General features: G+C 41.3%; 7 protein-coding genes. 1 reads left to right on the top strand and 6 read right to left on the bottom strand.

Annotated elements, in window-relative coordinates:
- From CL667_13860 to CL667_13845, 4 genes are all read right to left on the bottom strand, one after another.
- On the bottom strand, nt 1-5,611 hold a 5,611-nt coding region (locus tag CL667_13860; protein ID MAL18784.1), incomplete at its 3' end, for a hypothetical protein.
- A complete protein-coding gene (locus CL667_13855; GenBank protein ID MAL18783.1) occupies nt 5,608-6,000 on the bottom strand; it encodes a hypothetical protein in 393 nt (130 codons plus the stop codon). The genes CL667_13855 and CL667_13860, both read right to left, overlap by 4 nt.
- 153 nt (nt 6,001-6,153) lie before the next feature.
- Nucleotides 6,154-6,804 (bottom strand): DNA-binding response regulator, encoded by a 651-nt coding sequence (locus CL667_13850; protein ID MAL18782.1) that lies wholly within the window; start codon nt 6,802-6,804, stop codon nt 6,154-6,156.
- The gene (locus CL667_13845) at nt 6,789-9,827 is read right to left on the bottom strand and encodes a hypothetical protein (GenBank protein MAL18781.1); all 3,039 of its coding nucleotides are present in this window, start codon (nt 9,825-9,827) and stop codon (nt 6,789-6,791) included. Before CL667_13845 ends, CL667_13850 begins: the two co-directional genes overlap by 16 nt.
- Nucleotides 9,828-10,123: 296 nt before the next feature.
- Between CL667_13845 and CL667_13840 the strand changes: the two genes are divergently transcribed.
- Nucleotides 10,124-13,894 (top strand): hypothetical protein, encoded by a 3,771-nt coding sequence (locus tag CL667_13840; protein ID MAL18780.1) that lies wholly within the window; start codon nt 10,124-10,126, stop codon nt 13,892-13,894.
- Between the two features lie 565 nt (nt 13,895-14,459).
- Here the strand turns inward: CL667_13840 and CL667_13835 are convergent.
- The gene (locus CL667_13835) at nt 14,460-14,777 is read right to left on the bottom strand and encodes a heavy metal-responsive transcriptional regulator (GenBank protein ID MAL18779.1); all 318 of its coding nucleotides are present in this window, start codon (nt 14,775-14,777) and stop codon (nt 14,460-14,462) included.
- A 370-nt stretch (nt 14,778-15,147) separates the two neighbouring features.
- Entirely contained in the window at nt 15,148-15,597 is a 450-nt protein-coding gene (locus CL667_13830) for a hypothetical protein (protein ID MAL18778.1), read from the bottom strand.
- Between the last annotated feature and the right edge of the window lies 1 nt (nt 15,598).

Genomic DNA, 15,598 nt, shown 5'->3' with positions numbered 1-15,598 from the left:
TGGTAAAGGTTACCGTGTTGGCTGCTGCTGTGGGCTCAAAGCCTGACCCATGCAAGCTAATCTGCGTACCCGGTGCCGAACTCATAGGTTCGGTGGCTGCAAGTTTCAAGTCCAACAATTCTTTGACGATCACTACAAAAGTATCCTCTACACTCAAATCTCCGTCACTGGCTTGTACCGTAATGTTTGCTGTGCCAAACTGATTCGTCTGATAATCCAGTGACAGTACAGAATTAGTTATCGTAGCAGTAAGCATTGTTGGATTGTCATTGGCTTCCACACTATAGATCAATGATCCTGAAGCAGTTTCTTCATCACTGAAGTTGGCACTTAAATCAATCACAGTATTTGCAGCATTTTCATCTACAGTAACATCTGCTATGGGTGTGCTTACAACTGGTGCGGAATTAGCTTTCACCTTACCAGGAATAGGACTTTGTGGATTAGCCTGCAAATACGGATAACTCACCGAATCTCCTGTAACAATTGCCCAGGTGTTTTCAAAGTCAAAGCCTGCATTGGCAAAGGTTAAAGAATCTTTAATTTGTGTTGCGGTAATCCCCGTTAGTTCAGTTCCAGTATTATCCCAGATAGCATTTGTAGCTGTACCTCCGAGTACACCAGCATAATAGTTTGAGTTTTGAGAAACAGAAGTAGCAGAACCTTGAGCCTCTCCGAAAATTCCTCCCTCTAAAGAGCTTCCTGTAACCGTTGCCAGTGAATAACTAGTGTTTATGGAGGCTGGATCGGAAATGACTCCAACTAAACCTCCTGCTTTTTCCGTACCTGACACTGTTCCACTGGTATAGTTTGAGCTAATTGTACCTCCTGGTATTTCACCTACAATTCCACCTACTCTAGTACCTGTTACAGTACCCATAAATGAGCTATTTGTAATATTAGCACCCCTACTAATTACCCCGCCGGTCATAGAGCTCCCCCCTCGAACTGTACCGGTTACATGTACATTAGAAACACTACCAGCATATCCTAATGACCCTACATAAACACTGCCTGATGTTATATTAACATCGGTTAATTTGAGGTTGCGGATAGTACCGGAAATAAATCCGAACAACCCTATAAGTTCAAAATCACTGCTATTTATATACAGACCACTTATGGTGTGATTATCTCCATCAAAAGTACCATCGAAATCTCCATCTCCAAATGAGCCTTTAAAAGGTATCCACCCATTACCCTGATTGTACGGAGCTACATTCAGGTCAATGTCATTATTTAGCTTGTAATGACCCGTAATATACCCAAGATCATCTATATTTGTCCTGATCGAATCTAGTTGCGCGGCTGTCGTTATTAAGAAAGGATCAGCTTCAGTTCCAGAACCTCCTTCAAAAGGACTTACAAGCACATATCCACTTGATACTTTTTCCCCGCTTTCTATCCCATCACTGGGGGTTACATCTAGTCGTAAGTATTTAAAATTGTCCGACGGTATAGGTGTATAGGTAGAATCAGTTGCCCCCATAATTTCCACCTCATTAGTTCCCGCATTGTCATTGGCACGGTACCACTGGAAGCTTGCACCTGCATTCGCATCGCCATCGGCATCTGTGAAGTCGTAGGTTGCTGCAAGAACTTCTCCTACTTTGGGTGTGCCTGCTATGGCTGCATTAGCTGCTATGGGAGTGGTGTTACCCAGCTCTTTACCCGGGATTGGGATTTGTGGATTATTTTGTAAATACGGATAACTAATAGAGTCTCCGGTTACTATAGCCCAGGTATTGGCAAAATCAAAGCCTGCATCAGCAAAGGTCAAAGAGTCTTTCATTGCACCAGTGGAAACATCAGTAGTTTGCTCACCACTTGTGTTCCAGTAGGTGTTGGACTCTACGTCTGAAAGTGTACCTGCAAAGTAATTATGGGTTTGGGTTGCTCCATTAAAGCTAACAATACCGCCTTCAAAAGTACTTCCTGATACTGTTGCCAGTGAATAACTGTCGGAAATTGTACCTCCATCAGTTACACTACCTACAATACCACCTGCTCTTTCGCCTGAAACTGATCCGGTTGAATAGCTTTTGCTAATGAATGTATTATCAACTCCATCAGTTTCAATATCACCGGCAATACCACCAACAACGGTTCCGGTAACCGTTCCATCAAAAGAACTTTCTGTAATAGATCCATCATTCCATAGCGCTCCGGCTATACCCCCTGCGGTTGGCCCGGAAACTGTACCCGTTACATGTACATTAGATACCGTTCCGCCTGATACATATCCTATAGGACCTACATAATTATAGTTTGTGGTACCTCGTAAATTGACCTCTTCAAGCTTAAGGTTGCGAACAGTTCCCGAATGTCCGCCGATCAAGCCTACATATTCTTGTTGCGCCGTGCTGTTAATGTACAATCCGGTAATGGTATGATTGTCTCCATCCAGACTTCCAAGAAACCATACAGATTCGCCTCTGGTAATCGGAATCCAACCCTCTCCTTCATTGTATGGAGCTACATCAAGGTTGATATCATTTATCAGTTTAAAATGTCCATCTAAATTATTGGGTTGTTCGGAATACACATCTCTCATTGCATTCAGCTGATCTGCCATGGAGATCAGGTACGGATCAGCTTCCGTTCCGGAACCCCCTTCAAATGGATTTGCTTTCACATATCCACTGGTTATGGTATCACCATACGCCGTTCCATCAAACGGGACCACTTCCACGCGCAGGTCGTTAAAATTATCCGTACTGGTAATGATGTATAAAGAGTCTGTTGCTCCATCTATTTTTGCTTCAGAAGAGCTCCCGTACTCACCATACACTTTTCTGTACCACTGGAAGCTGGCTCCGGCATTGGCATCGCCATCTGCATCTTCAAAATCATAGGTCGCCGCAATGGTTTCTCCTGTTTTTGGATAGCCTGTTATTCCAGCATTGGATGCCAAAGGTGCTCTGTTACCCTGATTAATAGTGATGGTAAATCCTATTTCATAACTATCTTCTCCCCCATTATCTGTACCTCCATCATCAATTACTTTAACGCTAACTACAGCGACTCCGGTTGTATCCGGTAAAGGAGTAAATGTTAATGTACCCGCGTATTCGTAACCACCTGAATATCCAGTACCAGCAATTACGATCTCTGGTTGGACCTCAAACAAACTTGAATCCTCAGTACTAACAGCATATTCCAATGGCTTCTGACCGGATTCATTAGAAGGGCCTGGCTCAAAATATGCTATAAAAAGAGCCTGTGAAAATAACCCTGAAGTATTTAGCACAACAGGGTTTCCATAGGTAATTTCAGCATATGGCGCATCATTAACAGGATTTACTGTGATTACAAATGTTTTTACCGTTTGATCGCTACCACCATTTCCTGTACCGCCGTCGTCACTCAATGTTACCGTAACGGTAGCCGTGCCACTACTATCGGACGAAGCCGTGTAGTTAAGAGTTCCTGTGTTGAGATCAATGGATGGCTGAGTTAAAAAGAGTGCTTCATTATCCGACTCTACAGTTAAACTTAAAGCCTGATCAGACTCGTCTGCTGCTCCTTTAGAACTAACCGTTAAAAAGTTTTCTACTGTTTGGTCGCCAGCGTCCTCGTTTGAAGATTGGTTTCCGGCTAAAGTAAATACAGGACCATCATTCACCGGGTTCACGGTAAGGGTAAAACTATGTTGTACGGTCAACCCTTCGCTGTCTTCAGCCTGAATAGTGATATCTGTCGACCCATTAGCATTGGATTGCAAAAGAAAGCCCAGGATATCCTGCGTATTGTCAACCGAGGTGAATACTAATGAAGTATTGGTATTTGATACCAATGAGTACGTCAAATCCGCATCATTATCTTCATTATCACTAAATACATCGGTGAAATTGATGGGGTCTACAGAGCTATCCTCGTAAACCGAAAAGTCCGCAACGGCATTGGTCACAACCGGAGCTGTATTTCCCACAAATGCCTTAAGAGAAGGGTATCCGCTCATCGCCCAGATATCGGTAAAGTCCCAGCCGGCATCCGTGAAGGTGCTTTGTGTTTGCATTTCGGTGGTTGTTTTACCAGTAATTCCGGTAGTACTACCAGTACCTGTAGCGGCAGCCTGACCACTGCTTTGGGTATCCCAAAAGGAATTAGTGGCTGCAGCAGAGATATATTTTTGACCAATAAAACCTCCTACATTTGAACTACCTGTAACCGCACCTGTGGAATAACTGTTGCTTACCGTACCGCTATTATAGTTTCCGGCAAAGCCCCCCACGTTTGTATCACCACTTACAGAGCCGGTGGCATAACTATTTTCCACGTTGTCGTAGCTAAAACCAATCAATCCACCCACGTTATTCGCCGTTCCGGTGGCATCACTGGTGGAGTAACTTTTTGTGATGGTGCCTAAACTATGAAGTCCAACCAAGCCTCCTATATCTTGTGTTCCGGCTACCGTACCGGCTGAATAGCTTTCACTAATATTTGAATTGTTTAGCCCAACAAGGCCTCCTACCACCGCTGATCCATCAACATCTCCATCGGCATAGCTACCCGAAATTGTTCCATTATTTTCGCCAGCTAAACCACCAGTATTTCCCCCACCTGATATTGATAGTTGCTCTAATCCAATGTTTGAAACCGTACCACCGTCCCCAATCACAGCAAACAGCCCTACATAATCTTCTGTAGTTCGGTCTATAGTTAAACCTGTAATTACAAATCCTTGCCCATCAAAGCTTCCGGTAAAAGGTGTATTGCCTCCTATCGGTACAAATCCTGCTCCCGAATTCCATGTTGATGTCGCTGATGCATCTAAATCATTATTCAATACAAAATGCGAAGACGGACTGTCTTTCAGTGCCTGTAATTGTTCAAGGGTTTCTACCTGATAAGGGTCTGCTTCAATTCCCGTTCCACCGGCAAAACTAACGGACACTGATTCACCCTGTACAGGTCCTACCAATGAACTTTCTCCTGAGATTCCGGCATCAACCCCATCACTTGGAATGACAGAGAAACTCATATATTTCCCTTCATCAGCAGAAACTAATGTGTAGGTAGTTGCGTCCGCTCCACCAATGGCTGTTTTATTCGTTCCTCCGCTATCATCGCTTCTATACCATGTAAGTACAGAGCCACTTTCAGGGTCACTATCAAGATCATCATAATCATAGGAACCGGTTAGAGTTTCCCCTACTTCCAATGTTCCACTTATTGATACATTGGAAACCGTTGGAGGATTATTTCCTCCGCCTCCACCACTACCACTACCACTACCACCAATAGGACCAACAGGATTACTTGGAGTAGGCATTCCTGTCTCTGTGCCATTAGATGGAGTTACTTCAAACACAATTAATTTTCCTTCGTCTGCAGAAACTAAAGTATAGGTTTGTGCGGTTGCCCCATCAATTAGCACAGGTGGCTCGAACTCACTATCTAACCGATACCACTGATAGGTTGTCCCATCCTCTGGTAATTCATTAGGATCTACATAATCATAGCTTCCTGTAAGCGTTTCACCAACTTCCAGCGTGCCGGTAACCTCTAAAAAGTCAGCTATAGGACCTGAAGGTGGCGGCGGAAACTGAGCCCATAAAGTAATTACATTTAAAAAAAATATGGGTAAGAGTAGTATCAGTTTTTTCATAACGTATCGGTTTTATGATTTTGAGAAGAAAGCATTGGGATGATGCCTGAAAGGTCTTTTTTTGAAATGAAGCCTAAAGTGGATAAGTGTTTTATTCTTTTTCGCAATGATGGGCTATCGTAACTGGTAACAAATATGATTTTTGCTCTTGCATCTTTTTCAAGTATACATTCAGTTGTTTGAATACCATTCATGTTTGTCAACTGATAATCCATAAGTACAAAGTCTGGTTTGGTTTTAGAGTATTGCTCTATGGCTTCTTCGCCACTTTCACATTCAACCAATTCCAGAGTATCTTTACTGATCAAAAAGTCTTTATATCCCAGTGTTAAGATATTTCCTAAAAGACGCCGCATACCCGCGTGATCATCCACGATCATTATTTTCATTTACTGCACTTATTTCATTAGGAAGGGATTGTACCCGAAAAAGCCAACGATTCGGTCTTTTCCCATTTGAGCATAAAGTCCCCTTTAGGCTTCCCGATTACAATAGGCAGGAGTACTCATTCGTATAGGTACTTGTACCTATAAATGAACTTATTATACCTTAGAAGCGTGTTCGACTGCGAATTTAAGAAGGGCGTGTGCTCCGCTAAGTCCAAGTTTATTGCAAATATTATTTCGGTGATTTTGTACCGTTTTTATACTCACATTGAATTCATCAGCAATTTCCTGGCTTGTTTTCATATCAGCCACTTGTTTGATGACTTTTTTCTCTGTTTGGGTGAGTGAGTTCAAGCCATCTTTATCACTGGCAGGAGTAAGAAGTTTTTCATTTCTCTTGATTAGAAAGTCTGATAAAGCAGGGCTCAAGTAATGTTTTCCACTCAATACCGTCTTAACACATTTAAAAATTTCAGAAGCGGTATTATCTTTCAATACATACCCTTTCACCCCGATATCCATGGCTTTATTAAATATTGATTCATCTTTGTACATAGTCAGAAAGATGACGTCTATCGGAATTCCCTCTTGGTGTACCTGTTTAGCTACTTCAAAGCCTGTTAACTCCGGCATTTCAATATCGAGTATCGCAATTTTAGGACTTTGATTACGGATAAGATCCAAAGCCTCTTTTCCATTCTCTGCAGTTATAATTTCGAAATTATCATGGGCTTCCAACACTTGCTGAAGTCCTTTCATCATTAGAGGATGGTCATCTGCTATCAGAATTTTTATGATACTGCCCATTCTTTTATTGGTATAACTATTGTAATTGTAGTTCCTTCTTTAGCACTAGAATTCAAGCTTAAGGTACCCCCAAGCGTTTCAATCCGTTCATTCATCCCTGACAAACCAAGTCCACCAGCATTTAATTTATCAAGTGGATCAAAACCGGTGCCATTGTCCCAAATCATGGCTTTCAATCCGGGATCAGTCCGCCTGATGATGACCGACGCTTCAGTGGCTTGAGCGTGTTTAAAGATATTGTTTATTCCTTCTTGAATAACTCGGTAGAAATTAATTTCCTTTTCTTTAGGAACTATTTCATCAATATCATCCACATGATAGCTCCATTCGATAGACGAAGCATCCTGCACCTGACTGCACAAATTCTCCACAGCTTCAGTAAGTCCGAATTTTTCAAGGTGAATTGGACGCAAACCATGTGAAATCGAACGAATATCGTCTATGGAGATAACAGCACTTTGCATGATTTCATCAAGCTGTTCATCCAGCTCTGCAGGTTTTTCAACAAATTTTCTGGCAAGTTCTGCCCTGTTTTTAATAACCAAAATCTGCTGCCCCAAACTATCATGCAGTTCTGAAGCTATTCTCTTTCTTTCATTTTCCTCTGACTCAATCAGCTGTTCAGTAAAGCGTTTCTGTCGGGCATTCTGCCTTTTTAGCTGTTCTACTCTTAAATAATAGATAAGGCCAATAGCTCCAATTATCAGTAACCCCACTAAGGTATAGAACCATGTAGTTTGCCAAAATGGAGGTATCACAATAATATTTAATGAAGCGCCTTCGGTATTCCAAACTCCATCACTGTTTCCAGCTATTACCTGAAAGGTGTAATTACCTGGCGGTATTTTGGAGTATAAAGCAGATCTTGAGGTTCCTACGTCAATCCAATCATCATCAAGCCCAATCATTTTATATCTGAATTGAACTTTTTTAGGATCAGTAAAACTTATACCGGTATAATAGATTTCTAAAAATGCTGTATTGTATGATAGTTGAATATCTTCAGCTATAGACAGTTCTTTTTCCTCAGATCGAAGCTTTTCTATATATACAGGTGGTGGAATTGAGTTATTAGCAACTTTAGAGGGGTCAACTACTGCTACCCCTTCAATTGTGGGAAAGTAGATTCTACCTGTAGAGTCTTTAATTGCATTTGGCTGAAAGCCACCATTAGTTTCCGCTGAATTCATTCCATCATTAGATCCAAATGAATCAATCGTAAAGCTTTCTGCTTTTCCATCCAGATAATAATTTAAATCTTTTCGTTTTATACGAACAATTCCCCGGTTGCTTCCCATCCAAAAATAGCCATATTCATCTTCTACAATGTGAGAGATAACGTTGTCAAAAAGTCCATCCTTTACAGTCAGCTGTTGAACTTCATCTCCTATAATCCTGAACAAACCTTCTCCATAGGTACCAATCCACATATAATTTTCATCATCCTGGTAGATAGCTCTCACATTAGGTTGAGAAGAATCTTCGCCTTTTCCTATTAAAGGAATCTTACTTACTTCACTATCCATAATAGTATTAAGACCACTCTCCGACCCAACCCAGATTGTGCCTTGTTTATCTTCTAAGATTGACCTTACATCATTATAGTACAAACCATCTACTTCAGTATATGTTCTAAAAAACTGTTCTCCATCGTTCACATATAATCCGTTTGAAGATGCAATCCACATATTCTGATCGCTATCTTCCATCATGGCATGTACCCCTAAATTCGTAAAGCCTTCAGCTTCTCCATAATACTGTCCTTCTTTATTTAAAGAATTGGTTACATAAACTCCTCCACCCCCTATCCATATTCTACCCCTTGAATCCTGAAACACCGACCAGTTACAACCACTTTGATAAAATTCCTGTACTTTTGATGAGTAGGCCTTTCCATCTCTCCATTCGAAAAGCCCTCCACAATTTGTAGAAAAAAGGCCCGATCCGTCATCTAGTATAGTTAAGGACAACATTTTTTCATTAGATAATCCCTCACTCTTGTCAATCATTTGTATAGCTGATTGCCGTACTTTAAATAGCCCGTTTGCATCCGTTCCAAACCATAGATTATCTTCAGAATCTATTAAAATGCCTTTAAAATTAAGCTCTGAGTTCTGTTGAACCGGATTGAAGAGCTTTAATTCTGATCCATTCCAAACAACAATATGCCCTAAAAACTCTACATATAAATTTTCTCCCCCATTATTAACAACTCCAAAATTACTAAAAATTAAATTTTTAAAATCGCCTTCAAACTTTAGTGGGGAAAGTTTATTGTCTGCATATTTATAAAACCCTTCACTGCGAGTAGCCAAAATCAATTCTCCGGATCCGGCCGGAAATTCTCTTGAGTCTTCAAAAATACCATCAAACTGATCACTCAAGTCTGCTACTTCTATTGCCTTATTTCCTTTGAAGAATACGATCTTTTTATTGAGATTAACCCAAGTTCCTCCTTCATAATTTTTTTCTGGTTCGGTACTAACTGACTTGGTAATGTCAACTTCCTGAAATTCCACCCCATTAAACTTCAAGAGTTTCTCTGAACTCGTCAATAAAAGACTGCCATCTTTGGCATTCCGCATTCTAAAACCGAACCCCCCACTTCTATCTAAAGGAAAAGATTGGACTTCACCATTTTTATACCTCATCAACTTTGCTCGAGGTGCCTCAGCGATAATCCAAATACTTCCTTCTGAGTCTTCATGTATTCCTAGAATCCTTTCTTCAACCATTCCCGGAGTATTAGAGCGCTCAAAAGTTGTAAATGTATTTCCGTCAAAACGTACAAGACCTCCATAGGTAGCCAGCCATATATATCCGTCTTTTGATTGGATAATATCATTTACGGAACTTTGCGGCAGTCCTTCTTCCAGACCAAAATTCGTAACTACATAGTTTTCTGCATTAAAAGATTGGGAATATCCGGGGATTTGGAAAAAAAGGAAGGTTAGGAATAATATGAACGCAACACTCTTTGCGGAGTCATTTATATGTATGTCAGAATTAAATATGATTGGCATGCCCAGTGTCCAAAAAACTAAAAGAAATTAATCGAGATGAAAGTACTGAATTTTTCCAGTTATCAAAGTACTATTTAACTGCAACTAAGCACATTAAAGATCTCTTAGAATGATTCTCTAACTTTTTGGGGTATCAAAGAATTGATTCTGTTCTAAAACAGATTATCAAACTTAATGATTTTAACCGGCTTTGAAGTCAAGAATACATTTAATTATTTGAGGCTAGAAATTTAAAATTACTCCATTAACACCGCTTTAGTTATGTTATAGCATCCCACGAACAAAAAAACTGTACATTGAAAAAATCTTCACTCCTCTTTCTGCTTGTATTCTCTATTTTTTTTACTCCGGCCTTATCTTTTGCCCAAACCTTTAAGGTTCTTGTTTTTTCAAAAACTGAAGGATTCAGACATGCATCCATTCCTGCAGGGATCTCAGCTATTCAACAACTTGGGTTGGATAATGATTTTGAAGTAGACGCAACCGAAGATGCTTCGATGTTCACCTTGGAAAACCTGTTACAGTATGATGCCGTCATATTTCTCAGTACAACCGGAGATGTTCTTAATGCAGACCAACAAGCCGCCTTTGAGCAGTACATCCAAAGCGGAGGTGGATTTGTGGGTATTCATGCCGCTTCAGATACCGAATATGACTGGGCATGGTATGGTGGATTAGTTGGAGCATATTTTGACAGCCATCCTCCGGGAACTCCCACCGCCACCATTGAAGTTGCGGATAAGGTGCACCCTTCTACCTCTTTTTTACCGGATTATTGGGTCAGAACCGACGAATGGTATAACTACCGGGACAATCCCCGTGGTGAAGTTCACGTATTAATGACGCTCGATGAAGACACATACAGTGGTGGAAATATGGGATATGACCACCCCATTGCATGGCTACATCAATATGATGGTGGCCGCTCCTGGTATACCGGCGGTGGACATACCAGTGAAAGTTTCTCTGAACCAAATTTCCTAAACCACATTCTGGGTGGAATTAATTATGCCAGTGGCGACGTGCAAGGTCAGTACGAAGGAACTGTTGACGAAAAATACCAGATGACCGTAATCGACAACAATCCGGTCAACCCAATTTCACTTGCAGTACTCCCAAACCTAGATGTGCTATATATTGAACGCGGTGGCGCTATAAAATTAATAAATGAAGCTACAGGTGTCATTGAAGATGCCGGTAGTATAGATGTCTTCGATGGTTTTGAAGATGGCCTGATCGGTGTGGTATTAGATCCTGATTTCGAGACCAATTCATGGGTGTATTTCTTCTATTCGCCAACATCAGTGACAGAACAGCGAGTTTCAAGATTTGAATTTGTTGATAATGAGATCGTTTCTGAATCTGAAGAAATATTGCTTCGAATACCTACTCAGCGGGATGAATGCTGCCATTCAGGTGGTGATATGGAATTTGACGCCGATGGAAATCTATTTATTGCTACCGGAGATAATTCAAATCCTTTTGCAGATGGGTGGTCTCCTATTGATGAACGCCCAGGCCGTGAACCTTGGGACGCCCAACGGACTTCAGCAAATACTCAAGATTTAAGAGGAAAAATCCTCCGCATCCACCCTGAAGATGACGGAACTTATACCATCCCTGACGGAAATTTATTTGCGACTACTGATGATGGCAAGGAAGAGATCTTTATAATGGGAACACGTAACCCCTATCGAATGGCTATCAGGCAAAATACAGGGGAGTTAGTGTGGGGTGAAGTTGGGCCTGATTCAAGAGAAGATAATCCAAATCGGGGTCCGGTTGGGTATGATGAATTTAACCGCACGACTACTGCCGGAAACTTTGGCTGGCCTTACTGTATTGCTGAAAATATCCCCTACAACGACTATAATTTTGCCACTCAAACTTCATCAGGTACTTTTAGTTGTGATGCCCCAGTCAACGAATCTGTGAATAACACAGGAGCAACAAACCTACCTGCCGCCCAACCTGCATGGCTATCCTACACGTATGGATTCACCCCGGACCGACCTGAATTTGAAGAAGGAAACAGAACAGCTATAGCCGGAGGTTTCTTTGAATTCAATCCAGCAAACGAAGAAACCGGAAGTTTCCCACAGTATTATGACAGCACGCTTTTCATCATGGAATGGACTCGCAACTGGATCAAAGAAGTTCGTTTCGATGAAAATGGAGATCTTCTTCAAATAAACCCATTTTTTGATAGTCTGGTCTTAAACCGGCCTATCGATATGCAATTTGGACCCGATGGTGCTATGTATGTAGTTGAATGGGGAACCGGATTTGGGGGTGGTAATGAAGATGCCCGAATCATTAAAATCGAATATGTTGAAAACTTAGGGAATCGACCTCCACAAGCGGTTCTTCAAGCTTCAAAAACTACGGGCGCAACTCCGCTTACCGTAGATTTTTCAGCTGAACTCTCTCGCGACCCTGATGCTGATTTTTTACAGTATTCCTGGGACTTTAATAGCGATGATGTTGAAGACGCTAACTCCGAAACCACGAGCTATACATTCACAGAAGCGGGTTCCTATTTGGCAAAACTCACTGTTACTGATCCTGATGGAGAAAGCTCCGTTGATCAAATTCAGATTGTAGTCGGAAATACAGCTCCCGAAGTAACGATCGACTATCCCGTTAATGGTGGTTTTTATATTGAAGGGGATGAAATCGAGTATAAAGTTTCGGTGACTGATGCTGAACAAGGTACTATTGGAGACGGTATAGAATGCTCAGCCGTTGAAACAGAGCCTTCTATCGGGCATGACGATCATTCCCATGGTGCAGGCCCAAGCAGCGGCTGTGAGGGAACATTTATGACCGTAAGCCATGGCGATGGACCTGATAACGTCTTTTATGTTTTTAATGCCACTTATGAAGATGATGGAGGCGGTGCTAACGCTCCCCTCACTGGCTCTGCATTAACCGTTCTTCAGCCCAAACTAAAGCAGGCAGAACATGCGCTTGAGTCATTTGATATTCAACTCGAAGATACCGGAGATTTCCTTGGAGGAGGGAAAAATGTTGGTTTTGTAAATAATGGCTCAGCTCTGAAATTTGGTCCTATGAATTTTGAGAACATAGAGTTCATGACTGTAAGATATGCAACCCAACAAAATCCGGCCCGTGTTGAGGTAAGAATTGATGAAATAGACGGTCCACTTATTGCAAGCATGCAAACTGCACTTACAGGCGGATGGCAGACTTACGACTATTTCACCACCGAATTAGATAATCCGGGCGGTACACATGATGTCTATTTTGTTTTCAAAAATGTATTGAACCCGGGAGGAATTGGAAACTTCAATTGGTTTGAATTTCACGGGCAAGGTGTGGCTAAAGAGAATTCAGATTCTCTTGAAGGCTTGGCTGCTACCTACTTTTCAAATAATGATTTCACAGGTGATAAAGTCATTCGCAAAGAACCTATGGTTGCCTGGAATTGGCTTAGTAATAATCCCTTGGAAGGAATCCCTTCCGACAACTTTAGTGTCCGCTGGGAAGGTGAAGTAATGAGTCCAACTACAGGTAACTATCGTTTTTCAACAGGTACTACGAATGGCAGTGCAAAGGTTTTTATTGATGGCGAGGAGGTATCACCCAGCCAACAAGTTGCTATGGTTTCTGGAGAGAACCGAAATATACGAGTCGAATATATCCATACAACTGGCCCTGCTGGAATGTATCTTCGCTGGACCGGTCCCAACCCTTCCAACGTCATTCACTCGAAATACTTGACCCCGGATTTCGACGCATTAATGGTTTCAAATGAAGTCAATGAAAAAATAGAAATTCCTACTGAAATCTCGTTAGAACAAAACTACCCAAACCCTTTTAACCCCTCTACTCAGATAGAATTTAGTCTGCCAAAAAATGGACTTGTTCAGCTTAAAGTCTTCAATGTTGTAGGCCAAAGTGTTATGGTTTTAGTAGATGAAGTTCGAAGTCAGGGTCAACATTCTGTGACATTCGATGCAACGGGTTTCTCCAGTGGGGTTTACTTTTATCAGCTTCAGTTTGATGGGACTATCATTTCGAACAAAATGCTCCTCATGAAGTAACCCCCAAAACTCACCGTAGTTAGAACGGGCTTGAAGAAATTTCTCTTTACCTATAAGCCTGGGTTCGATTATGAAAAATGAAATTTCCTTTGCTTTGTGTATCGGATAAGTAAGTTGTCACCCTGAACTTGATTCAGGGTCTGAAAAGAGTGATTTTCTGATACCGGCAAGCCTCTTCGCTAACATCTCGTCCTTTTTAAACGAGTGTATGATTTTATTCATAGCTAAATCTATGAACCGGGTTTCCATATTCGACTGGGGACGTCTGGATTTCTGCCAGCTTCACTGCAGCATTGCTCATGGTAAGGGTGTAATCGTTGTCCTGAACATTGCCCTCCGAATCGCCTGTGGTCATTCGTAGCCATTTCCTCGGTTTTTTGAAAACAACAGACCGGGCATGTGATGTTGGAATATAATAATACCTTCATCTCAGCTTTTTCCTTTTTTCACATTCACCTTCCAGGGCTTTTAAAAATAGGACAATCTCCTTTAGGTCCTTCGCCAGTACAAGAATCAATTAAATCTATCAGAGTATTCTTTATTTGTTGTAGGTCTTCGATATTTTCTACCACACTTGGTATTTTTCTTCCGCTTCACTTTTGACCTCAGAGCAAGTGGTGTCAACATCAATTCGTAGTTCCAGCAGTTCCTTGATTTCTCTCAGCGTGAACCCTAACTCTTGCTCCCGCTTGATAAATTTAATCTGATCGATATGCCGTTGGGTAAAAATTCGGTAACCTGATCTTCTTCGGTCAGGCTTGGGAATGAGATTGCGTTTTTCGTAATAACGGACGGTTTCTTTATTCACATCAGCACGCCGGGCTACTTCTCCGATTTTGAAAGTGCTTACACCATTATATTTTTCTTTATTATCAGGTTTCATGGCTGGGCGAATTTATTTCTTGTTCTTACTCTACCGAAATAATAACTACTTAAAAAAGAACCGGAAACAAGGTCCGGTTCAATCTTAGTTTAGTCTTTCTATACCATGGTTTTGCCACAGCAGCAGGGAGGGTTTTGCGTACCTCCACAACTTGCTGGAGTTCCTTTGGTTACGGTAACTTCATATCCACACCCTTCATCCGGGCATTTATAAACTTCTCCTTTTTGAACGGCATACTTAGTTCTCCATTTAGTTATAACTTCAATACACACCTAATATAAGGCCTGTACCATGGTCCAGAGTCAAATAATAACAGATCCATTATCTCTGGGCTACAACATGTAGCTAAGTAGTATATATTTATCTATTTCTACTTTCTGGGTACTGGTTTGTCTGTAGTAATATCAGTCAAATAAATACTCAAAGCGGGAAGAACAGTAATTTGAACAATCGGCGATAAGCCAACCTCATAAGAAAAAATAGTTAGCTCTGGCATCGCAGATGTATATTCCCAAAGGCTAAGAAAAATAGCAACCCATTCAAGAAAAATACTTGCTGCAAAGCTTAAGCCGAAAAGCACAATATATCCTTTGCGACCTAGACGAGGTTCCAGATGCACGGACGAAGTCAGCATTGAGGTGGCTCTCCATAGCCCTAATACAATGATGATATCCCCTAAAACAGCTCCCCACATCCAAACGGTAGCCTTGAGAAAAGGCCAGTCCCACATGCCATATAGAAAGCCACATTGAACAAATTCCCAAATGGTATTAAGAATAAAAGCCCAAAAAATTACTTTTTTAACTGGCTCACTAATCACG

The organism is Balneola sp. (assembly GCA_002694685.1).
Lineage (GTDB): Bacteria > Bacteroidota > Rhodothermia > Balneolales > Balneolaceae > Gracilimonas.
The sequence above is the reverse complement of the archived record's forward strand: the minus strand, read 5'-3'. Positions and strand labels throughout refer to the sequence as shown.

Excerpts from the sequence above, each read along its gene's own strand:
- CL667_13855 (MAL18783.1), bottom strand. The coding sequence starts at position 6,000 with ATGAAAATAATGATCGTGGATGATCACGCGGGTATGCGGCGTCTTTTA.
- CL667_13850 (MAL18782.1), bottom strand. The coding sequence starts at position 6,804 with ATGGGCAGTATCATAAAAATTCTGATAGCAGATGACCATCCTCTAATG.
- CL667_13845 (MAL18781.1), bottom strand. The coding sequence starts at position 9,827 with ATGCCAATCATATTTAATTCTGACATACATATAAATGACTCCGCAAAG.
- CL667_13835 (MAL18779.1), bottom strand. The coding sequence starts at position 14,777 with ATGAAACCTGATAATAAAGAAAAATATAATGGTGTAAGCACTTTCAAA.